The 20832-nt window shown below is 47.3% G+C and carries 20 protein-coding genes and 1 pseudogene; 12 read left to right on the top strand and 9 right to left on the bottom strand.

What is annotated here, in order from left to right; all coding sequences use genetic code 11:
* The first annotated feature begins 21 nt into the window (after nucleotides 1-21).
* The 5 genes from AAIH57_RS16435 to AAIH57_RS16455 all read left to right on the top strand — a co-directional run bounded on the left by AAIH57_RS16435 (nucleotide 22) and on the right by AAIH57_RS16455 (nucleotide 4948).
* Nucleotides 22-642 carry an SMI1/KNR4 family protein gene (locus AAIH57_RS16435; RefSeq protein WP_430022399.1) on the top strand — a complete coding sequence of 207 codons (621 nt, stop codon included), beginning with the start codon at nucleotides 22-24 and terminating at the stop codon, nucleotides 640-642.
* A gap of 10 nt (nucleotides 643-652) precedes the next feature.
* Complete coding sequence (locus tag AAIH57_RS16440; RefSeq protein ID WP_430022400.1) at nucleotides 653-1186, top strand: DUF5412 family protein; 534 nt, start codon at nucleotides 653-655, stop codon at nucleotides 1184-1186.
* 237 nt (nucleotides 1187-1423) lie between these two features.
* On the top strand, nucleotides 1424-1972 hold the full coding sequence (locus tag AAIH57_RS16445; protein WP_430022401.1) for an RNA polymerase sigma factor: 549 nt from the start codon (nucleotides 1424-1426) through the stop codon (nucleotides 1970-1972).
* The gene (locus tag AAIH57_RS16450; protein ID WP_430022402.1) at nucleotides 1962-3104 is read left to right on the top strand and encodes a DUF4179 domain-containing protein; all 1143 of its coding nucleotides are present in this window, start codon (nucleotides 1962-1964) and stop codon (nucleotides 3102-3104) included. Before AAIH57_RS16445 ends, AAIH57_RS16450 begins: the two co-directional genes overlap by 11 nt.
* A 311-nt stretch (nucleotides 3105-3415) precedes the next feature.
* Nucleotides 3416-4948: a methyl-accepting chemotaxis protein gene (locus AAIH57_RS16455; protein ID WP_430022403.1), complete on the top strand. Its 1533-nt coding sequence runs from the start codon at nucleotides 3416-3418 to the stop codon at nucleotides 4946-4948.
* Nucleotides 4949-5239: 291 nt separating this feature from the next.
* On the opposite strand, the gene AAIH57_RS16460 is transcribed toward AAIH57_RS16455, so the two are convergent.
* The 3 genes from AAIH57_RS16460 to AAIH57_RS16470 all read right to left on the bottom strand — a co-directional run bounded on the left by AAIH57_RS16460 (nucleotide 5240) and on the right by AAIH57_RS16470 (nucleotide 8344).
* Nucleotides 5240-6106, bottom strand: a complete 867-nt coding sequence (locus AAIH57_RS16460) for a DUF4850 domain-containing protein (protein WP_430022404.1) — start codon at nucleotides 6104-6106, stop codon at nucleotides 5240-5242.
* A 13-nt stretch (nucleotides 6107-6119) separates the two neighbouring features.
* Nucleotides 6120-6485 carry a VOC family protein gene (locus AAIH57_RS16465; RefSeq protein WP_430022405.1) on the bottom strand — a complete coding sequence of 122 codons (366 nt, stop codon included), beginning with the start codon at nucleotides 6483-6485 and terminating at the stop codon, nucleotides 6120-6122.
* Between the two features lie 206 nt (nucleotides 6486-6691).
* Nucleotides 6692-8344 carry an alkaline phosphatase gene (locus AAIH57_RS16470; RefSeq protein WP_430022406.1) on the bottom strand — a complete coding sequence of 551 codons (1653 nt, stop codon included), beginning with the start codon at nucleotides 8342-8344 and terminating at the stop codon, nucleotides 6692-6694.
* 226 nt (nucleotides 8345-8570) lie between these two features.
* Between AAIH57_RS16470 and AAIH57_RS16475 the strand changes: the two genes are divergently transcribed.
* A complete protein-coding gene (locus tag AAIH57_RS16475; protein ID WP_430022407.1) occupies nucleotides 8571-8993 on the top strand; it encodes an AbgT family transporter in 423 nt (140 codons plus the stop codon).
* A gap of 48 nt (nucleotides 8994-9041) precedes the next feature.
* The gene (locus AAIH57_RS16480; protein WP_430022408.1) at nucleotides 9042-10301 is read left to right on the top strand and encodes an amidohydrolase; all 1260 of its coding nucleotides are present in this window, start codon (nucleotides 9042-9044) and stop codon (nucleotides 10299-10301) included.
* Between the two features lie 142 nt (nucleotides 10302-10443).
* Here AAIH57_RS16480 and AAIH57_RS16485 read toward each other — a convergent pair whose 3' ends face one another.
* Both AAIH57_RS16485 and AAIH57_RS16490 read right to left on the bottom strand, forming a co-directional pair.
* Complete coding sequence (locus tag AAIH57_RS16485) at nucleotides 10444-12030, bottom strand: choice-of-anchor I domain-containing protein (RefSeq protein WP_430022409.1); 1587 nt, start codon at nucleotides 12028-12030, stop codon at nucleotides 10444-10446.
* Nucleotides 12031-12249: 219 nt separating this feature from the next.
* On the bottom strand, nucleotides 12250-13032 hold the full coding sequence (locus AAIH57_RS16490) for an SDR family NAD(P)-dependent oxidoreductase (RefSeq protein ID WP_430022410.1): 783 nt from the start codon (nucleotides 13030-13032) through the stop codon (nucleotides 12250-12252).
* Between the two features lie 146 nt (nucleotides 13033-13178).
* Between AAIH57_RS16490 and AAIH57_RS16495 the strand changes: the two genes are divergently transcribed.
* Complete coding sequence (locus AAIH57_RS16495; RefSeq protein WP_430022411.1) at nucleotides 13179-14072, top strand: LysR family transcriptional regulator; 894 nt, start codon at nucleotides 13179-13181, stop codon at nucleotides 14070-14072.
* Nucleotides 14073-14276: 204 nt separating this feature from the next.
* Nucleotides 14277-14720: an Hsp20/alpha crystallin family protein gene (locus tag AAIH57_RS16500; RefSeq protein WP_430022412.1), complete on the top strand. Its 444-nt coding sequence runs from the start codon at nucleotides 14277-14279 to the stop codon at nucleotides 14718-14720.
* Nucleotides 14721-14836: 116 nt separating this feature from the next.
* Here the strand turns inward: AAIH57_RS16500 and AAIH57_RS16505 are convergent, their stop codons facing one another.
* Together AAIH57_RS16505 and AAIH57_RS16510 are read right to left on the bottom strand one after the other, a co-directional pair.
* Nucleotides 14837-15397: a DUF1697 domain-containing protein gene (locus tag AAIH57_RS16505; RefSeq protein ID WP_175397372.1), complete on the bottom strand. Its 561-nt coding sequence runs from the start codon at nucleotides 15395-15397 to the stop codon at nucleotides 14837-14839.
* A gap of 104 nt (nucleotides 15398-15501) precedes the next feature.
* Nucleotides 15502-16152, bottom strand: coding sequence for a hypothetical protein (locus tag AAIH57_RS16510; RefSeq protein ID WP_175397373.1), 651 nt, complete (start codon nucleotides 16150-16152; stop codon nucleotides 15502-15504).
* A gap of 161 nt (nucleotides 16153-16313) precedes the next feature.
* Here AAIH57_RS16510 and AAIH57_RS16515 point away from each other — a divergent pair.
* Nucleotides 16314-16510 (top strand): annotated as a pseudogene (locus tag AAIH57_RS16515) (nucleoside hydrolase-like domain-containing protein); the annotation flags it as partial.
* Nucleotides 16511-16608: 98 nt separating this feature from the next.
* Here AAIH57_RS16515 and AAIH57_RS16520 read toward each other — a convergent pair.
* On the bottom strand, nucleotides 16609-18096 hold the full coding sequence (locus AAIH57_RS16520) for a DUF5123 domain-containing protein (protein WP_430022413.1): 1488 nt from the start codon (nucleotides 18094-18096) through the stop codon (nucleotides 16609-16611).
* A gap of 226 nt (nucleotides 18097-18322) precedes the next feature.
* Between AAIH57_RS16520 and AAIH57_RS16525 the strand changes: the two genes are divergently transcribed.
* Together AAIH57_RS16525 and AAIH57_RS16530 are read left to right on the top strand one after the other, a co-directional pair.
* Complete coding sequence (locus AAIH57_RS16525) at nucleotides 18323-18508, top strand: hypothetical protein (protein ID WP_430022414.1); 186 nt, start codon at nucleotides 18323-18325, stop codon at nucleotides 18506-18508.
* Nucleotides 18477-19133: a DUF2625 family protein gene (locus AAIH57_RS16530; RefSeq protein WP_430022415.1), complete on the top strand. Its 657-nt coding sequence runs from the start codon at nucleotides 18477-18479 to the stop codon at nucleotides 19131-19133. The genes AAIH57_RS16525 and AAIH57_RS16530 overlap by 32 nt, the downstream gene beginning before the upstream one ends.
* Before the next feature lie 130 nt (nucleotides 19134-19263).
* Here the strand turns inward: AAIH57_RS16530 and AAIH57_RS16535 are convergent, their stop codons facing one another.
* Nucleotides 19264-20604, bottom strand: a complete 1341-nt coding sequence (locus AAIH57_RS16535) for an MFS transporter (RefSeq protein ID WP_430022416.1) — start codon at nucleotides 20602-20604, stop codon at nucleotides 19264-19266.
* Nucleotides 20605-20832: the final 228 nt, after the last annotated feature.

The following is a 20832-nucleotide window of genomic DNA, read 5'->3' on the forward strand; positions in this document are numbered from 1 at the left end:
CAGCGAAGGAGACGAGCGGTTATGTATGAACAGCAGCTGAAACGCCTACGCGAGAAGTTGAAAATTCTTCAAAGCCTGGACCCGGAGATGGACTTATTTGGCGCAGAGAACCATAAATATGAGATGGATCCCGTATGGACAACGGAAAAGATCATAGCGTTCGAACAGAAATGGAAGATTAGGCTGCCCGAGGATTATCGCGCTTTCCTGCTGCATATTGGATCGGGTGGCGCAGGTCCATATTACGGGCTGGAGAGGCCGGACGACGGGGTGTATGCCGTGATTGGATATGATGATGAGCTGAATGCTATCTCGGATGCTTTTCAATTTGCCGAAGCTTGGAACTGGGACTATGACTGGTACGATGAGAGCAAGGAAGAAGAGGAGTGGGATGCGCTGGACCATGAATATCTCGATCCGAAATGGTCGGCAGGCCTGCTGCGTATTAGTGATTTTGGCTGCGGCATTTCCATGAATCTGGTCTTGAACGGACCATGCAGTGGAGAAATTTGGACCGATGATCGGGCGAATCGAAATGGGATTTATCCGGATCACTACTGGGGGAATACGGACCGGCTGCGTTTTCTGGAGTGGTATGAACTGTGGCTGGATCATTCCATCGGTGAATTGCATGAAGAATAGGGGATTCTTGATGGTGAAAAAAATGAGCTGGATTGCATTGTTGTTCGTGCTCATTTTATACTTCATTTCGTTTTACTCTTTATATTCCCATATGAATAATCAATGGTTAATCGTTCCGCCTACCTATGTGATGCTCGTTTGTTCTATTTTAGTGCTAGCTCTAGCTATACTTGGTTTTAAAGATCAGTCGGACAAGTTTGCGAATCTAAGGAGCTGGATCTCGACGATTCTCTCTTCAGTCCTGATTTTCCTGCTTATTGTCGTTGTATCATTTACCACCATGTTTTCCGGATCAAAAGAATTACTTACGATTACTCATTCGCCAGATCAGCACTATACATTAAAATTTTATAAAACGGATGCTGGTGCAATGGGGACATTTGGTGTTGTAGGTGAATTACAGGGGCCGCTTTGGTTTAAAAAAGTTGTTTACTCGGAGCGAAAGGTAGATCAAGTCGACTTGGAATGGAGTAATAACCACACCATTTTAATTAATGATCACAGAGTGAATTTACAGCAAGGGGAAATCTGGAGCTTACAGTAATTTTTAATTGGGATAATAGAGAGGCTTATATGGATTGATGAAGATGATCTCTGTATTGAACAGGGGTCATTCTTTTTATACTTAGACTCAAAATATTTCCAGAGAGCCTTGAGTCTTCTTCAGAGTGTTTACTTTGTTTCGCAATTGGAGCTTTTTGATATGCAAGAAAATAATAAAAACCGTTTGGTGCATTCACCCGTCTTAAACCACAGAAAGAGAGAGAAGGAGGGATGCGGGGTGGAGACCAAAGCAGAGATGAAGAAGATCATGTTCGTGCAAACCGAAGACGAGACAGTGTTTGTTCAGTCCATCATGGAGCATCAGGATACCCTGATTTCCATTGCCTACAGTTATCTGCGTAACCGTCATGATGCTCTGGAAGCCGTGCAGGAAATGACATGCCGGGCCTGGACGAAGCGTCGGACGTTGAAAAATGAGAAGGCGTTTAAGTCATGGATCATTCGGATTCTGATCTATGTCTGTATTGACGAACAGAGACGCCGCAAGCGAACCGCGCCGCTGTCTAATGATGGTTGGGAGGAAGCTTTTGCGAATGCTGCGGTTGCTGGCCTGGATGATAACCGAATTGCCATGTGGTCGCTTTTGAAGAAAATAAAACCGAAGTATCGTCATGTATTACTGCTGAAGTATTATAACGACATGACGCTGAGCGACATAGCCTCGATCCTCGGAAAACCCGAAGGAACCATTAAAACCTGGCAGCACAAGGGGCTGGAGCAGTTACGGAAATTGATGAAGAACAGGGGGGATTGGCATGGAAACTAGTCCGGAGGAAAAGGCACTTCTTGCAGACGCATATCAGGTCGAACTGGAGAAACAACAACTGAATCCGGCAGATACGGCATTTGCCATCCAGCGAGGGCTTGCGATAGCAAGAGCGAGGCGAACGACAAGTGGTGTCCAGATCAAATGGCTTACTGCTGTGCTTATAACGGCAATGGCTGCAGGATGGTTTCTGCTCGGGCCATACCGAGGGGGCTTTGCCCCACAGACTACAGCCGTTGAACCCATTCAGGATTGGGGAGTTCTGGAGCCATTCCGGGACTTAGCTGCAAAGGACGTTGATGGGGAAACTCTTGTTTCAGCTATAAATAATGGCTATTTTCAACTCGTGGACCGTACGGTGAAATCCGGAATATATCAATTTACTGTCAATGCAGTGATGGCAGATGAAAACAGATTAATCGTTTTGTATACGGCAAAAACAGATGACTCTCAGGAGATCTATTCGGTCGTTAATACGAAAATGACAAATGCGCTGACCGGTAAGTTAATAGATAATGGAAATTCAGGGGGCTTGCATACCTCGAATGATAACCACACCATTTATGGTCGAAGCACCATAGAGCTTACACAAAAGCAGCCCTTGCCTGAACAAGTCATGATTAATCTACAGATTTCATCCGTTGTTCCGAACCAGGGGACTGATTCAGATGCAGTCAAAAAGGAACGCAAGTATCAATTTTCAAAAAAAATGAACATCACTTTCAATCTGGACTCCAAATTCTCGGTTCCACATACGGAAGTCTTAGAACTGAATAAGCTATTCACAGTTGGCGGCTATGAGGTTTTGTTATCCGAAGTAGTGTTATCACCTCTTGTGACTCGTGCCAGATTCATCTATGAACCTGAAAAAGAGATTGATTACGAAACCAGACTTTTGATCTCTGATGCAGTGAACCCTATTAAAATTGTGTCTTCAACCAAGGATGGAAAGCAGACAGAGTTATCCTTGGTAGGAGGGAATGGAACGGAAGACGGCATGATCTACTCCTTCAGCAGCAATCTGCTGGACGATCCGCAATCGCTTGTAATGAAGCTGCGTGGTGAACCTGGCAAAGTGTACGATGACCTTCAAGAAGCAGAGCGCAATATGATCAAGTTGAAAATTAAATAGGATTGGTTAGTAGACACCCTGATTCACTTGAATTAACCTGGCCTGCATGTACGTGAAAGCGTATAAGCAGGCTTTTCTCGTTTGTCAATATGATATGGAAGCATATTATTTTATCGTTGCATATAAATTTTAAATTTAGAATACCGATATACATAATGTGGCGATTATTTCATGTTTATGAAGTTAATTTGTACTATGCTACGGCGCGAGGTATTTGCGGATTGCGTATATGCAGGACCATAGACCAATGGAATGTAGTACAGAGTTGCCCTACAAAAACCACATTTACCTAGATAAAGGACGGGGAACGGATGAGTCGGTACGATGAGATTATTTGGAAAAGGAACAAGCTAATCAATATTATTTTGTGGATTATAGTTGTTATTGGTCTGAGCATGCTCTTTCTGCTTCCTAAGCTGCTTGTTTCCAATGGACTAGCCATTTTGTTTGCGGGTTGGGTTACATATGCTAATGTGAAACGAAAACACATTCATTTAATTCCTTGGCTGGTCACACTGATCATTACAATATGTGGGGTCTACGTTGGTTGGGGGGCTGTCAATTTCTCGCTAAGTTTGGTCTTAACTGCAATATTGCTGCTGTATCCGAACAAGAAGTTTTTTATGATTGGATTTTTCATATCACTCGCAAATAGTGTCCTTCAATTATTTGTCATAAATACAGAAAATACGATTGATTTTATTGGAAACATTGTTAACGTGGGCATGTTTGCCCTTACCGGAGCGATCCTGATGATGGTCTCCCATTTGAATCAAAGACTCTTCCGTGAAAGCGAAGTACGCTGGCAAGAGGTGGAGAGCTCCAAAGAGAGAGTGGAAACCATGCTGGAACGGGTCAAAGAATCTGTGGAGGGCTTGTCCCGTTACACGGATCAACTGAAGCAAAAAGTGGAGGCAACTGGTTCCATTACTCATGAGGTGACGCTCGGATTCAGTGAAGTGGCCAAAGGCGTTGAGTTCCAGGCAACCAGTGTAGCCGAAATCTCGGAGTCTCTCTCCTTGTCGGATCATCATATCCGCGATGTCGCTTCGTATTCTTCCCAGATGAAAGAGCTGTCTGCTAGTATGGCGACCAGTACGGAAACGGGCAGTGCCCAGATGGACCATCTGAATATACAGATGCGGGAGCTCTATGAGACGATCAATACAACAGCTGGTGATATGAGAAAGTTCAACGAGGAAAGTGAGTCCATGTCCCTGATGCTGAACAGTATTTCGGACATTGCCAACCAGACCAACCTGCTTGCACTCAATGCTGCGATCGAGGCCGCTCGTGCAGGAGAACATGGTCGTGGGTTTGCAGTGGTATCGGAGGAAGTTCGCAAGCTGGCCGAGCATTCAGGTCAATCGGCAAGTGACATAGCTACCATTTTGACCCGGTTAAAAGGACAGACACAGGCGCTGACGGATCGCTTCGAGCGTATTCGCCTCGCTCTTCAAGAAGGAAGAGACAGCGTGCAGACGGCAGAAGTCGTGTTCCGTACCATTAATAACAATTCCCAGGAAGTGCTGAATCAGGCAACGGATATTGAGAGCAGTTCAGCAACGATGAAGGAATCCTCTACAAGAGTGGTGAATGAGGTTTCCGAGATTTCAAGTGTGACCCAGCAATCCAGTGCAGCTGCTGAAGAGATTCTTGCCAGTATGGAGGAGCAGCGCAGCCTGACTCAGAAGATGGTGGACAGCTTCGGCGAGCTGGAGCAGTTGATCTTGAACCTGAATGAGCTGGTGTCAGATCATCAGGCTTCCTCTGTTACCAGCGAAGAAAAGGTAGCTGATCGTCCTTCACCAGGTAGCGTGCCGATGGATACACTCTCGGCTTAGTGTCCAGGAGACCTTTAAAGGAAATGCTAAAAGCCCGTCCGTGCATGTTCATCGTCCTGGCCGGGCTTTTTTTGATCGCCTGTGCTATAACTTGAACACGAGGTATATCTCCTTTACAGTGTATTGTAGTGTATGAAGTACTTGGAGGAGGAGAATCAATGAACTGGCTGGAGATAAGCAAGTCCAAAGCCTGAAACAAGGCCTGTGCAGCAGTGAACATTGCGAGCATGTTCTGGACGCAACTAGAGATTTTTTTATATAGGCTAAAAAATGGTGATTCTAGACATGCACCTAGTCTGTCTCAATATTTATCGGTCCATGTTGGGACTGAAAAAAACGCAGAGAGGACTGAATTGTCTCGTCTTCAATGGAGGAAACTTGAGTAAGATTGAATTCCAACAGCCTGAATAAATAACCATTGCTGTCTTCTGCGTAATAGGCGACACCTTCCTGATGGAATCCGTCCTTCGATGCCGTCACATACAATGCTGTTCGGTGGTCATCCCCCTCCGATCCGACATCATTCCATTCGTCAAAAGCGATAGGCTTATAGACTGAGAAACCCTGTTCATCTGCCCAGTTGGCCTGATCGGGGAAATAGGTTCCAATGTTGTTTATAGCACAGCCCTGGCAGGCCCAGGCATTATCTGAATAATGCAGGGTCTCTTCTGTATCATCTGGATTCGTCAGCGTGAGCCCATATGAACCGTTCGCACCCACGGTTCCGGAAGCTTTCCAGCCAGCTGGTGCTAATAACAGGTAACCGCCTGGTATGTCTGGTCGATACACCAGTACTGCTTGCAGCTTGTCTTTCAGATCCGGTGAGAGTTCGTAACTTATCTCCGGGATTCGAGGAGGAGCAGATCTGATATAGCTTCTATCGCTGTCAATGCTGAGCTGTACTTCCGACAATTGCAGAGGCAATTTAATCTTACTGCCATCCATTCCTGGGAAAACGATGGTTTCCCCCGTCGATTGAACAGGTGCTGAATCCTGTGGAATACCTCCTTGCGCAGGTGCAGGAGCATAACTATTTCCCCAGGTGTTAAACCCCACATAAATTCCACATGTAAAAAGGGACGCGGCAGCGATTGCAGCGAACCATACTACTCTGCGACGGGGCTTGGCAGATAGGCGATGTTTCACATTTTTTTTCATTTCTTCCGCCGGATCATCCATGCTCGGCGAGCTGTATCTCGAAGCCGTCCGGGTCGGCAATGTAAATGAAGCGCAGGTGAGGATTGGGCTGGATGGGGCCGCGTACAATAGGAATATCCAGCGCCGCCAGCCGTTCCATGGCTTCCTCCAGCGAGCTTACCTCATAGCCGATGGACACGCCAGCTTCTTTTTTAAGAATGGATTCGTTGCCCTCAATTAATTCCAGCATGGTTTCTTTTTCAGTGCCTAGCATGGCGATCTGCCGTCCACGGCTTTCGAATTGACGCTGAATTGGAAGCCCGAGCATACCGTGGTAGAACCCGAGTGAGGCTTTCAAATCGCGTACCCGAAGCGTGATCCAATTTAGTTTGATCAACATGGGTGAATCTCTCCTTTATTTATCTCCTATTATCAATGTCACGTTCATTATACGATAAGCGGGGACTGGAACCCACTCCTTGTAAAAAAACAACAAAATAGCTGCCGAAACATTCGGCAGCCAAATGGTTAAACCCTTGGTAAAGTTCTGTAAAAGTTCCTGCGCTCTCGTATTATGGCGCTTTTGGTTACAGGCGGACTGTCGAATTACTGGATCAAATCCACTGCACCTTGTGGTACAAAGGCTTCGACGCCGTTATATACGATTACGCCTTCCAGCTCAGTCTTTTTTCCGTTAACCAATGCGATATTTTTATAGATATGCAGTTCGAGCTTCGTGCTGCCTTTCGTTACTAGAATCTTCGGATTTTTGTTGTCTTTCAGATCCAGCTTGTAAGTTGCTCCTTTGGCTGTAAATGCTTGTTTGGCAGGAACAAATAATTGTTTGCTCACGCTGTCCAGATCCAGGTCCAGTACGCGTGCCATGTATTTAGCCACATCCGTGTTGTCGATCACTCCGAATGGACGGTCATTGTTCGGAGCATACGTATACAGCACCACATCTCCGCCTGTATGACCACCCGTCGTCCAGCCGATGCCCGCACGTTTGCTGATCATTGGCCCGATCGCGTAGTTAAGGCTGCCTGGCTCGGCTGCTTTGATTGTAGCGATCTCTTCGGAAGTCAGATCAGAAATGCCATAGTATTGTTTCATGACTGCTTTGATGTTGGTGCGTTTGGCATTCAGCTTCGCTTCCACGCCTTCACCTGTCAGCTTGGCCTTTTTCAACGGTCCGATAAATGTGGATAACGGTTCTTTGTCATAGGTTCCAGTTGTTGCATTATTACCAATGGTAAGTCCGCCGTTACCATGGTCAGTCACAGCCACAACAGCGGTCTCTCCATCTGCTTTGGCGAAATCCATCGCTGCTTTTACAGCATCATCAAATGCCAGTACGTCACTGATAATTCCAATCGGATCGTTGGCATGAGCCGCCCAGTCCACTTTGCTGCCTTCTACCATCAGGAAGAAGCCGTCTTCATCTTTGGACAGGACTTCAATGGCTTTGGATGTCATTTCAGCAAGGCTTGGCTGTTTCGCGGGATCGCGATCCATGTCATAGGACATGCCCGCAGGTGCGAACATTCCCCAGAGCTTGCCGGAGTCCGAAGCTTTCATTGCAGCCGGTGTTGTTACGTAATCGTAACCCAGTGCCTTGATGGAAGAGACCAGATTCTCGCCGTCTTGGCGGCCCGCTGGCTCCAGGTAACGGCTTCCCCCGCCCAAAACAACGTCCATACCGTTATATACTTGCTGTTTGCTGAGTGCATCGTAATTTTTGCGGTCCGGATAGTGAGCGGAGAAGTCGGCCGGTGTAGCATGCATGATTTCGGAGGTAGCGATAATGCCGGTTGCCTTACCTGCCAGTTTGGATGCTTCCAGAACGGAAGCGATCGGTTTTTTTTCATCTCCAGGAGCGATGGCCTTTTGTCCAGGCATGGTTGCCTTATCCGGCAGTACGCCAACATATCCTGTATGTGATTTATAACCTGTAGCAAAAGCCGTTCCGGCAGGAGCCGAGTCCGCAATCGGCGCATCCGCGGAGTGTGTGCGAACCATACCGCTGGCCATGGAATCCAAAGTCAGGGAAGACCCTTTGTACCAGCGAGCAAGTGCAGTCGCATCGTTAGCCATGCCGTCCGGGATCAGGATAATGACATTTTTGATCGGTGATGCTGATGCAGATGTGGCGGTGTCTTCCACAGCCCACACAGCACTGCTTCCTCCTAGCGTAGCTGTAACAACTGTCGTAACCGCAAGCATCATTTTGGCTGCACGGGCATTGAACCGGTTTAACATGAATGCATCCTCCTAGAAAATATGTATAGTTTGGTATCCAAGATCCAGTGTATACAACAATTGCTAAACGAGCGTAAGGAATGGATTAACTAAATGTAAAATTTACGATTAAATTTCATAAGCAATCAGGGAAAATCATAAGTCTTTAGATCCAATATTTCTGTATCTGATAAAGACTGACAATGGTTGTGTGATAAAGAGGTATACAGCAGAACTTCAGTTCGGTATGATTTTTGTATTCATTACGGATCTGCTTGAAAAAACAGGCATTAACGGCATTCCGGTTGTAATCGGACTGATCTTCCTGTCTGCGCTCCTTACGATGTTTATTGCGAGTGGATCTGCGATGTGGTCCATTCTCGCTCCGGTGTTTATTCCGATGATGATGCTGCTTGGATTCCATCCGGCATTCACCCAGGTCATTTTCCGGGTATCCGATTCAGTGATTATTCCACTTGCTCCGGTTTCACCGTTCGTGCCGTTGTTCGTTGGATTTTTGCAGGAGTACCGTAAGGATGCGAAGCTCGGAACGTATTATTCATTGATTTTGCCATATTCGATTGCGTTCTTCTCGGTCTGGGTGGTCATGGTCATTCTCTGGTATGTTTTCAACCTGCCGCTTGGCCCGGGAGTTCATCCAAGATTGTAAGGATAGAGAGAGCAGGAAACTGAAAGAGTCGAGAGAGGAGTAAAGAATATGATCGACATTATTGCGCTTCGCAGAGAGCTGCATCAATATCCCGAACTGGGATTCACTGAATTTCGCACCTCCACCAAAGTTGTACAGATGTTAACGGCGTTAGGTTACCGTGTCACGTATGGAAAAGATGCCATTGATGACATGTCCCGGCGGGGACTTCCCCAACCGGAAGTGCTGGAGGATGCCTACCAGCGAGCGATCCGCGAGGGGGCAGATCCGGCTATAGTGGAGCACATGCGTGGTGGATTTACGGCTGTTGTAGCCGAGCTGGAAGGAATTCAGGAAGGACCGACAACTGCATTTCGCTTCGATATGGATGCCCTGCCGATTCGTGAAAGTGAGATGAACAAGCATACACCACAAGCCGGGGATTTCCGCTCAACCCATGAAGGAATCATGCATGCGTGTGCACATGATGGGCATACCAGTATCGGTCTTGCGCTGGCAGAACGGTTAAGCGACCGACAGTTTGCGGGGAAAGTGCGGCTGCTGTTCCAGCCTGCCGAAGAGGGAGTGCGCGGTGCATATGCCATGGTGGAAAAAGGCATGCTTGAACAGGTAGACCGCCTGTTCTGTATGCATCTGGGTACCGATGTGCCGTCCGGTCATGTCAAAGGGGCATCCGCCGGTTTCCTGGCAACGACCAAGCTGGAAGCACACTTTACGGGAGTATCCTCGCATGCGGGAGCTTCCCCTGAGGAAGGCCGAAATGCGCTGCTTGGTGCTGCAACAGCCATGCTCAATATTCATGCGCTGCCTCGGTTCAGTACAGCCGATACTCGGATTAATGTTGGAATCCTGGAAGGCGGGACCGGCGCGAACATCATCGCTGAACACGCTCGAATGGTGATCGAGACGCGTTCCACCAAGGAAGAAACGAATCTTGAACTGGAGCGACGGGTACGTCAGATCCTCGAACACAGTGCAGCCATGCATGAATTAAGTGTTATGATTGAGATTGTAGGTGGAGCCATTCCCATCCGTTGTGATATGGAACTTGCGGCACTTGCCGTGAAGCAGGCAGAGGGAATTTCCGGAATTCGGCATGCAGAAGCAATTTCGGACGGGGCTGCCCTGGGCAGCGAAGATGCCAGCTATATGATCAAACGTGTACAGGAGCAGGGCGGTCTCGCTACGTACATGATTGTTGGCAGCGATCTGCCCGCACCCCATCACCATCCGGAATTCGATATTGATGAAGCAGTCCTCGCTCCGGCGGTAGAATGGCTGGAGCGATTGGCTCGTAACGTTCAATGACGAATAACATGTGGGGGGCATGATGATTCCTCATAATAAACGCAGATAGCAAGAAAAGGACAAGAGAGCAGCGATGCTCTCTTGTCCTTTTTAAGTTCATGTTATTCCAGTTCCATGTGCAGTTGCCTGCAGAGAACCTGAATTACTTTTTCTCAAAAAAGCTAAGTGTTCCCGTGCTCTCATCCGCACTTACAAATACGCTGCGTTCGTTAACCCGGTGAATGCCTTCCGGTGACTCACCAGCTGTCGGAATCAAGCCCAGATAGGCCGGATTTACCGGGTCAGCAAGATCGAAGAACAGAATGGCGTCGGCCCGTTCGGAAGCCACGGCAGCATAGGTTGTACCATCCACGGTGGATACCGTCAGATTCTCGACTTCACTGCCTTTGTTGGGACTGCGATCATCCGGGTACAAACCTGCCTCGGCGGTCGCTTCGTCAATGAGGTTTTGGCTGTCATACACACGCTTGCCCTGCAGATCCCAGACTGCGATATTGCGTCCGCCTGCTTTAATACCATTGTCGAATTCATCTTTGCCCAAGTCGCCTTCATTGGCAGTCAGCAGGTACTTGCCATCCGCAGAGAAAGCAATACCATCTGGTTCATAGCGAGCTGCCAGGCTTTCGGTGAACTGAACGATCCCGTCATCTTTCAGATCGGCTTGATGTGAAGTCGTACCAAGGGAGAACATGGAGCTGATCTGCTTTGTTTCCAGATCGATGATGGCAATGACGTTGTTCTCCTGTAATGTAACAGCCGCTGTTTTGCTGTCCGGGCTAATAGCGACATACTCCGGCTGCGGATCATGCGGATAGCTTGCTCCGTTCACATCTTCCAGGGATACAGGGAGGCTGGTTACCTCTCCTTCAAGTACGTTTCCGCCGGCAAAAGAGACAATCATGATGCTGCCTGGACGTTTTGCATTGGGGTAATCAATCTCATCCGCAGCTTTGTTAAGCTCCTCATCCTCAATGGCAATCACAGCGTGTAATCCATCCGGGGACAATGCGATGGAGTCTGGTCCAATGCCAAGTTCGTAGGTCTTCACTGTTTTATAGGTGGTAAGGTCAACAATCGCCAGCAAGCCCTTGTTCGCTTCCGTATCTGTATCACCTGTACGAATAACGGCAAGGCCGTATTTGCCATCCTTGGATACGGTTACGCTGGTAACCTCCGCTTTGGCAGAGAGGTCATGGAAGCTAACGGTTTTCAGAACGTTAACGTCATTCAGGTCGGCAATATCCAGAATGGAAATGCTGCCATTGTCAGCTTCGGTTACGAGCAAACGCTGGCCGTCCGGAGTGGAAGCAGCAATTTCAGCTTTGCCACTTGGCATCTGGAAAGCCGCTGTCTGTTCAAAACCGGTTTTATTTTGGGTCAGAATCACTTGATCCGTAATCAACTTCGATGTTTGTGGAGAAACATAAGTTGTTCCTTTGGTGACATAACTTTTGCTGTCCAGTGGAGTTTGCACACCGTTAATGGTAGCTGTGGCTTTTCCCACCGGAAGTTGCACCCGGATCTCTCCCAACTGGATGTCCGCACTTCGGGTGCTGCTATCCCATGTAATGGTTCCCTGCATATTTTGGATGGCTGTTCGCAGTACGATATGATCATTCGCAGATTCCGTAGTGCTGGCCGCATTGACCATCGATGTATAGCTGGTTGCCCCTGCGCCAAGTATGGCAGTCATGGACAAAACGGCGAGCCATTGATTTCTCTTTTTCACAGTTCCAGATCCCCTTTACCGTTTCATGGTTGATGTATGTACAATTGTTTCAGTATAGGGCTGAATTGTTAAGCTGAAGTAAGCGAAGTAGGGCGTTTGTGTAAAACATGTGGGTCATCCAAGCTCCAATGCAAAAAAAAAAGCCTATGGCAGAGATATGCTCTGTCAATAGGCTATGCTGTGTAATGGTTCCGTAGCAATACGGAACGTTACTCTGGATTAGAACCAACGGCTCAGGTCCGGATAACCGGTGGTTGCCCAAGCCCCATCCACGATCAGGCTGGAACCGGACACATATCCTGCATCCTCACTTGCGAGGAACAGGGCAGGTCCCGTCATTTCTTCCGGCTGTGCCGCGCGCTTCATTGGAATCCGCTCCATATAGGCTTCTTTGATATCTGCATTGGAGAGCAGTTCGGCAGTTAGCGGGGTATCGATGAGGCCGGGAAGAATGGCATTCACGCGGATACCGTTACGAGCCATTTCAAGTGCTCCGTTCTTGGTGAGCATTTCGACGCCAGCTTTGGCAGAGGCATAGGCCGATCCGGCATACATGGGTACCTGAGAGTTGAGGGAAGCCACGTTTACAATGGCTCCGCCACCATGTTTAGCTATCTCAATGGCTTCATGTTTCATGCTCAGGAAGACACCTTTCATACACAAATCCACGGTAAAGTTCCAATCTTTCTCGGAGAGTTCAGTGATTACGCCTGCACGTGAGGCTCCTGCCACATTAAAGGCCAGATCGAGTTTTCCGAATTGTTTGACTGCCGCACCGACCATTTCTTCCACATCATTTTCAACGGTCACATTGGCTTTAACGCCGATAAAACGTTCCCCGAGTTCGCCCTGGATGATTTCCAGACGCTCCATATTCAAATCAGCGGCAAGTACAGAAGCCCCTTCTTGGACAAGTCGTCTCGCAATGGCATAACCGATACCGGATGCTGCACCTGTAACAATCGCCACTTTACCTGCAAATCGATTTTCAAATGTATTCATATGTAACACTCCTTCGTCTTATAAGAATAATGGTTTCGCTTACATTCATCTTCAATTCAAAGTATACTTAATTTTATGGTTCATGTATATTTAAGAAAAATACACTTGGCTTAAATTAAATTAATGTAAGAGGGTAGAGGTTTTCTATGAATCTGGAACAAATGATGTATGTGCTTGAAGTTGAAAAGACAAAATCAATCACAATCGCTGCTTTGGCCTTGTCGGTTACGCAATCCACCATCAGTCAGGCGATAACTCGTCTGGAGCATGAGCTGGGCATGCAGTTATTCAGCCGTTCCCGTAATGGTGCATATCTTCTGGAACACGCCAAGCCCATTTTGGACAAAATGAGATCTGTCGTGGATACGGTGCAAACCATCAAGGAGGATGCCCAGTATATCGGGGAATCGATCCATGGAGAGCTGCGATTGTCTGCCATACCTGGAGGAGTCCCGGGCATTATACCTACCATCGCGAGTATGAAAAAACGGTATCCGGATCTGAAATTTGAGCTATCCGAAAGTGCTGCGCGCAATATTATCAAAGATGTACGTCACAAACAAGTTGATCTCGGTCTAATCGCCTTGTACAGAGATGATATGGAGCAGCATCTGGAAGGACTCCGCTTTGTTCCGATTGATGAAGGGGTTATGCGTGCATGTGTAAATCATACCAATCGCTTGGCAGGCAGGAAATCGATCACGATGCGTGAGTTGAAAAATGAGACACTTGTGTTATTTAATGATGAACTTGTGGACCTGTTTGTGGGAGAACTCTCACAGGCGGTGGGAGAGGTGGATGTATTGTTTCGAACGAATAATTCCGAAGTTGTTAATGCGGCTCTGGCCCAATTAGATGCTGTGACGATTGGTCATGAATACTCGTTCACACACGACAGAAGTGTTCTGCACCATGACTTCTCCATCCTTGAGATTGAAGGTGTGCAGCGTGTCATTTCCATTGGTTGGGTTATGAGGGAGAGTAAATCTTCCAATCTCATTATCAGGCGTTTTTTGGATCGTTTTCAATATGAAGGGTAACATACACAACAATAGTCAGTAAAAGTCAGAAGGTCAAAAAAGGTCAAAATAAAAGAAAATAGGATCTATTTTGGAACAACAAGTTCTCGTGAGAAAAAATCGTCTGTTTTCAGCTTTTACGCATTTTGAGCATTTTCAACAAGGGGAATATAATAATTCATGTAAGGCAGCAACAAATCAATCACATATAAGGAGATGATGTTTATGTTTGATCTGATCCCGTTTCGTAAACGAAATGAAGACTTGTTCGGACACATGCTGAAATCCTTCAATGATATGGTTGACAGTTCATGGGTTTCTCCCTTTGGAACCGGCAGCCAGCCATTCCGGACGGATATCCGTGAGGAGGACGACAAGTACTTGATCGAGGCCGAGCTTCCAGGCATCGCCAAGCAGGATATCGATATTCAGGTTCAGGGCAATGAATTGATCATCCGTGCCAAACGCAATGAATTCCATGAACAGAAGGATGATTCCAATCGAATTATTCGGCAGGAGCGCCGATCAGGTGCATTCCTTCGACGTTTCTATGTGGAACAGATTGATGAGGAGCACATCAAGGCCAGATTGGAAGACGGCGTGCTGAAGCTTGAAATTCCAAAACGCCCAGGAGATGATCATACCCGCAGACATATTCAGATTGACTAATCATTGCAAGTACAGTCTTAAATAGATTTCCCTCACGGCAGCCAGCATGGAGCAGACATCCGGCCGATATTTCCTCCATGCCATCCCATGGGGGATTTATTACATATTGGATTCTTTTATGATCTCTCTGCCGCAGCCTGCATGAGTTTATAGATCTGACGGGTCGTATTGACGTTTCTAACCGTCATATATTTGTAGATGGAGGAGCCCACGAGTTTGTTCATTCCGCTTTTGGTGGCATCTTCTCTGCTGACCGAATATAAAATGGCTCCTGTAACGTAAATCAATGTACCGACTTCGGGTTTGAGGGGCAGCTTGTCCAGAACCGAGACGTCGTTCACCTCATCCCAGAGAAACATGACATCACTCTTTGCCTGCTCATCATTGGTCCATTCCTCTGGCAGGGCCTGAAGCACGGTCTGCATTTCATCCATATTGCGCACCACAACCCGGATCTGCAATCCGAAGTCTGCGGCAATGGCTTGTTCGAGCATCTGGGATATCTCAACATTGGCATTGGGACGTTCCTGATGGTCGGCAAATATGATGTTGCCCGAATTAATGTAAGTCACAACATCCAGCATGCCAGCTTGTTCGAACGTTTCTTTTAACTGCTTCATATTAATTTTATTGTTCCCGCCTACATTAATGCCCCGAAGCAAAGCAACATAAATCATGATCGTCCCCCCGTTTACAAAAAGTAAATTATATTTAGAATGTTACACATCGATCCAATTTCCATACCGATCTCCCGATCATTAATATTCTATATTTCAGCAGTTTAACGAAGGGATAAATACTCGAATAAATGTTTCATATGCACCTCGCCCAGCAGATTATTCAATAAAGGTTCGACATGCTCCACATATTCGGGCTTGGTTTCATAGGTTTCCTCATCCTTTACTTCTCCGCCATAAGTGCGAGCTGCTTCAATCAGGATGGCGAGTGCAGTGAACAAGTCGGACAACGAATCCGCGATACACTTGGGTTCTCCACCTTCAAAGGCAGCATAGACGGGTGAGTTCGGTGCGCTCGTATCCACGATCAATGGATCATCATTGAAATTCGCAATAACAACATGACTTGTTATCCAGGAGGGAGATTCCTCATATGGCTCATGCATGCCGATCCAGCGGTAGCCCTGCTGCTGGCGGTGCAGGTGTTCAGGTGCAACAAAGGATAACAGGGCAGCATCGCCAATTTCCACAGCCGCATTTTTCATTTTGAGTGTCCCTTCAGCATTTGCATCTCTCATCTCATAATGGGTGTACAAATACAGAAGCTCAGGTGAGAGTGGTATCCGCTTGTCCACTTCGGGTGGGTAAGGTTGTTGGCGAGGGCGCAGATCATGTTGTTTGAAAAGTCCGTAAGCTTCATTGTACAAATCCTGCTGTTCAACAAACCGCTCTAAGGCAGCGTTCAGTTTATGCATGGGTTTAATTCCTCCAGAAGGTGTGAATGTCATGCCTATGTATGTGATCCAGTTATCCTAAGAATTATAATATATCAAAATGGGAAAAGCTTACACCCTGTTGTTGACTTACTTCAGGCATACCGAAAAAAATAAAATTAAATGTGTTTACATCCTTTCATGAACATGCTAAATACGACTTTATCTCCGAGGGGGATTCCCCGTGCTTCTTCTACCTGATTGATAACTGCGGAGTATGGAAGACCCTTCCTTCGGCGGCTGGGGTGGACGATTCGGTGCCGTGAATGACAAGCTGTTTAGAAATAATGTGCTGGATTACGATCCTTATACGAAACGATATGAGGCCGAGTATTCCTTAAGGTATTGCTCATAGAAAGTTAAATAGCCTGTGCAGTTAAGCACAGACTCTTATTTTCTAGGATGTAAGGTTGGTTGTCTCATATGAACTCTTTAATGTTATCGGGGTGCAAGGTGGCCATATCCTTCTGCGGGCGATCCGGGCTGGAGGTTGAAGTCTTCGCCGGGCTCATCCATAAAGGCCGGGTTCACATACTGTGATTGAGCGTCATTACCAGAGTCCTTGATGTAGGCTGAGAAGCCGGAGTATCCTTTGTTTTTCCAGACCCACAGGGCATCTTCCTCTGAGATCGGGGTGTAGTACACATTTTGGTCAATTACATTCCCTGAATTGCTATTGTATTCATTGTAGATCAGGACGCCGGAGCTGCCGGATACAACAATATTGTGTTTAAACGTATTGTTCTTCGTCATGGCCTGCATGTATAGCTGACCATTGCCTGCATCCAGGGTGTCATTCTGAAATAGGGTATTATACATAATCGTACTATTTTCAGTAGATCCTCGTTCTTCGTCATATCCTCCCATAGCAATGCCTGTCAGCCTGTTATGATAGACTAGGTTATCCTGCAGTATAATGCTGCTTGTTGAACGTCCCGCATGTTCAGATGCGATTTCTATCCCTATATCATTGCGGTAGACCCGGTTCTGTTCAATGACATGATCTGTACCTCCATCTACATAGATGCCCCCAGCCGAATGACTGCCGTTCGGGAGGCTGGTTCCATAGGAAGGATTAAGATTGGAAGAAATGTCATAGACCTCGTTTCCCCGTACGATTCCATTGCGGGCCTGATCATAAGTGTCGTCCTCAGAAGTACCTTCATACCCAATCAGATCGATGCCGATGTTGTCCGTATCATGGATTGTATTATCCAGTATGGAGAAGGTATCGACATTCCCGTTTACAGCGAGTGACTCGCTTGAACCCAGCACGAGATCATACAATTCATTATCCTGGATCAGGATATCCCGCAATGCTGCGGGATGTTCGGTGCCATAAACGGCAATGCCATGGGCATCCCTGCCGGTTAAATGGGGTTCTTCCAGCTGCACATTGTTCGCGATAGCGTGTACGGTGTTACCCGCGATTTGAATGTGTTCTCCTGCCCCATGCACGTAGATTCCTGTGGGTACCTGGTCTCCAATGGTAGTGGTGAAGTTGCGGATTTCGAAATGTTGGATCGTGACATAGCTGGCATTCTCAACTTCGATCAATCCTTCAATTCCACTTACGGACAGACCTGTACCATCGATAATAGCTTTTTCTCCGGGGTAGCTGGAAAAGACGGTAGGCTTATCGGCAGAATGGCCGTTCCGGGTGATTTTGAGTTTCTGGTGATATACACCCTCCCGTAAATAAACGGTACTTCCTGGTGTAACTTGATCTGCAGCATGCTGCATTGTTTTCCAGGGGGAGTGGATGGTCCCGCTGTTCGTATCGTCACCCTCGGGTGATATGTAATAGACTTCCTGATGATCAGATATCTCAGTCGAAACAGGACTTGAAATGGATGAAGCCTGACCCTGGCAACCCGCTGCCAGCAGCGTCAGAGCCAGAAAACAAAATAAGACTGAACGAAGCAAAGTGTTTCCTCCTTATGAATAGCTGTGAAGTTTTGATTATAACAGATTTGAATGGTGAAATAAGCCATGATATGCTCATAGAAAGGTAGAATTCGCACGTGCTATGGAGGGATACCCCGAGACGGGGAGTACCCGATTCTTGTCGCTCACTCCGGAAATCTGGGATATGAGGATTGCGCACATGTGGCAGGTTCGTTGCTTGAATTATGCAGGGGAACGGATGAGATTGAGTTGTAGTTTGATGGGGGACGAAACAGATATCAGCACGGATCTGGACAGCGGGAACGGTGAAGTGGTGAAGGGTTACGGTGGCCTAAATGGACAAACAAAAGAGATGATAGGGATGGATGATGGATCCATATCCCGAAAGGAGAAGGACTTTGCATACATTATCTGCAGAAGAATTAGTTGATCGGGAGAATCACGCTTGGGAGGAATTAAAGGAGCTGTTGGACAGCGGACAAAATACATACGTGTATGCTCCTGCACAGCGGAAGGATGCGGAAGATACGCTTTATCGCCTTCAAGTGAGTACGCGATCCTATTTGGGAGCCGTCGCCTATGAGACAGAAGGCATCATTCTGGATCATGGATGGATTACGCTGCTGGGTTCAGGCGGTGAGAGCGTATTTGGGAGTCTAACCAGCTGGAATGGTGTGAGTGACAAGCCTTGCGTACAGGCTTTGGAGGGCATGATGGTGGTTGCCTACGATGTGGCAGGCGGATTTTTTGCACTGGATACAGGCAAGTTTGGTCGCACTGGAGAGGTATACTATTTTGCACCGGATACACTGGAATGGGAATCGACGGAGCTTGCTTATTCGGGGTTTATGAACTGGCTGGCGAATGGCGATCTGGAGCAGTTTTATCAGACCTTTCGCTGGAACGGATGGCAGGATGAGCTGACGCAGATTCAAAGAGGACAAGTATTGGCCTATTACCCACCCCTTTGGACGCAAGAAGGCGGAGGGGAGAGCAGCAGCAAGGCCCCTATCGCGGTAGAGGAAGCCTGGAAGGCTGCACTGGATGGAAGGTAGTATGAGACGCGAATGCCATGACTTGAATTAGACTGGGAAATTGAACTATTTAAGCCGACAAACAGCCTGCACCGTGTGCAGGCTGTTTATGTTTTCTTTTTAGTTTAATTGATGATTCGGAAGCGCAGCATTACTTAGCCGCACTACCATGTACAGCCCCGGAATGGGAAGTTTTGCTATGCCAAACCACGATAACAAGCGAAACCAGACAAATCAGGAGCAGACATCCATATACAACATGATAGGCTTCTTCTACCGGGACGCCCGGAATACTGTGTAACAGCAGTCCACAGACGGCTACGGACATCGAACCGCCGAAGAACTGAATCAACTGAAGCATGCCCATCCCCGATCCGATCTGCGCTTTGGGAAGGATGCGTGACGTTTCGTTATTCAGTGAAGCTATGGAGGCTGAAAGTGCAGGTGAGAAAAAGAGATAGCCAGCGGTAATGATCAGAGCAGACTGACTCAGTCCCAGCATAAACAGCGTGAGTACACCTGCAAGCAGCACATGTCCAATCATCAGAAAACGCATATTGCCGTAACGGTCAATCCAGCGCCCCACGAAACGGGTGCAGAAGGCCGCGACAATGGCTCCCGGGGCTATGAGCAAACCAATCGTGAGCGAAGAGCGTCCGAACAGATCGGCCAGAACAAGCGGCATCAGGAACAGATTGCCCAGATTGACCACCAGAACACAGAAGCCGATAACAATTAACCGGGTATACCCCGGCGTTCGGAACACTTCCGGATTGACAAATGGAAGGCTCGCTTTGCGGATATACAAGATATGCACCACAAGAGATAGGACACCGATGGCGAACCAGATCCAGGACTGCTGGGTAATTGCGACCAGAAGTGTGATTGCATTAATAACCGTCAACACTGCACCGATCATATCGAAGGTGTTGTCTGGATTGGCCGTTTCACGCGGGAGAAAATAGAGCAATACAGGCAGGGCAAACAGAACCAGCACCGTAATCGCAAAAAGTCCATTCCATCCCCAGTATTCGCTGATGACTCCGCCGACAATAGGGCCTAGACCAAAAGCCATGGCACTCCCTGAAGAAATCAGGGCAATGGCGGCTCCGCGCCGTTCCAGCGGGATGTAACGGCTGGCGATGACAAGACCCAGTCCGGCCATAACCCCGGCACCTGCAGATTGCAAAATGCGTGTCAGCAGCAGGATCGCAAAGCTATGCGCAAATAATCCGAGTAACGAAGACAAGCCCAGAATCAGCAGTCCAATCGTCAGCAGTTTGCGCACCGGGACCCGATCGGATAGTCGGCTGAATATTACGGTCGACAAGGCGTACCCGATCGAATAACTTGAGATGACCCAGGAGCCCAGATCAGATGTAATGTGGAGATCGTTAATAATGACGGGCAGGGATACATTAAACATGGTGGTGTTCATTACAACAATGAACAGACAGCATGTCCAGAGAGGCATTACAATTTTATCTTTCACGTTACCATTCCTGTCTATGGATTCAGTTGAGCTATAATGAAAATCAATAAACCATTTTACGCTCAATCTGTATATATGGCAATAATGTCATAAAATTTGATCGATCTCTGAATCGAAAAGAATAATGACGATTGTCCTGTTACAGACCAATACTTATAGCAAAAGGCACCCGTGTTAGGGGCGCCTTGTTGAGCATTTTGCATAAATCCAAACAGCAACTTCCAATCA

This window comes from Paenibacillus sp. MABNR03 (assembly GCF_050455445.1).
Lineage (GTDB): Bacteria > Bacillota > Bacilli > Paenibacillales > Paenibacillaceae > Paenibacillus > Paenibacillus xylanilyticus.

Excerpts from the sequence above, each read along its gene's own strand:
- AAIH57_RS16480 (WP_430022408.1), top strand. The coding sequence starts at position 9,042 with ATGATCGACATTATTGCGCTTCGCAGAGAGCTGCATCAATATCCCGAA.
- AAIH57_RS16470 (WP_430022406.1), bottom strand. The coding sequence starts at position 8,344 with ATGTTAAACCGGTTCAATGCCCGTGCAGCCAAAATGATGCTTGCGGTT.
- AAIH57_RS16440 (WP_430022400.1), top strand. The coding sequence starts at position 653 with ATGGTGAAAAAAATGAGCTGGATTGCATTGTTGTTCGTGCTCATTTTA.
- AAIH57_RS16465 (WP_430022405.1), bottom strand. The coding sequence starts at position 6,485 with ATGTTGATCAAACTAAATTGGATCACGCTTCGGGTACGCGATTTGAAA.
- AAIH57_RS16460 (WP_430022404.1), bottom strand. The coding sequence starts at position 6,106 with ATGAAAAAAAATGTGAAACATCGCCTATCTGCCAAGCCCCGTCGCAGA.
- AAIH57_RS16500 (WP_430022412.1), top strand. The coding sequence starts at position 14,277 with ATGTTTGATCTGATCCCGTTTCGTAAACGAAATGAAGACTTGTTCGGA.
- AAIH57_RS16510 (WP_175397373.1), bottom strand. The coding sequence starts at position 16,152 with ATGCATAAACTGAACGCTGCCTTAGAGCGGTTTGTTGAACAGCAGGAT.
- AAIH57_RS16495 (WP_430022411.1), top strand. The coding sequence starts at position 13,179 with ATGAATCTGGAACAAATGATGTATGTGCTTGAAGTTGAAAAGACAAAA.
- AAIH57_RS16435 (WP_430022399.1), top strand. The coding sequence starts at position 22 with ATGTATGAACAGCAGCTGAAACGCCTACGCGAGAAGTTGAAAATTCTT.
- AAIH57_RS16505 (WP_175397372.1), bottom strand. The coding sequence starts at position 15,397 with ATGATTTATGTTGCTTTGCTTCGGGGCATTAATGTAGGCGGGAACAAT.
- AAIH57_RS16455 (WP_430022403.1), top strand. The coding sequence starts at position 3,416 with ATGAGTCGGTACGATGAGATTATTTGGAAAAGGAACAAGCTAATCAAT.
- AAIH57_RS16450 (WP_430022402.1), top strand. The coding sequence starts at position 1,962 with ATGGAAACTAGTCCGGAGGAAAAGGCACTTCTTGCAGACGCATATCAG.
- AAIH57_RS16490 (WP_430022410.1), bottom strand. The coding sequence starts at position 13,032 with ATGAATACATTTGAAAATCGATTTGCAGGTAAAGTGGCGATTGTTACA.
- AAIH57_RS16475 (WP_430022407.1), top strand. The coding sequence starts at position 8,571 with ATGATTTTTGTATTCATTACGGATCTGCTTGAAAAAACAGGCATTAAC.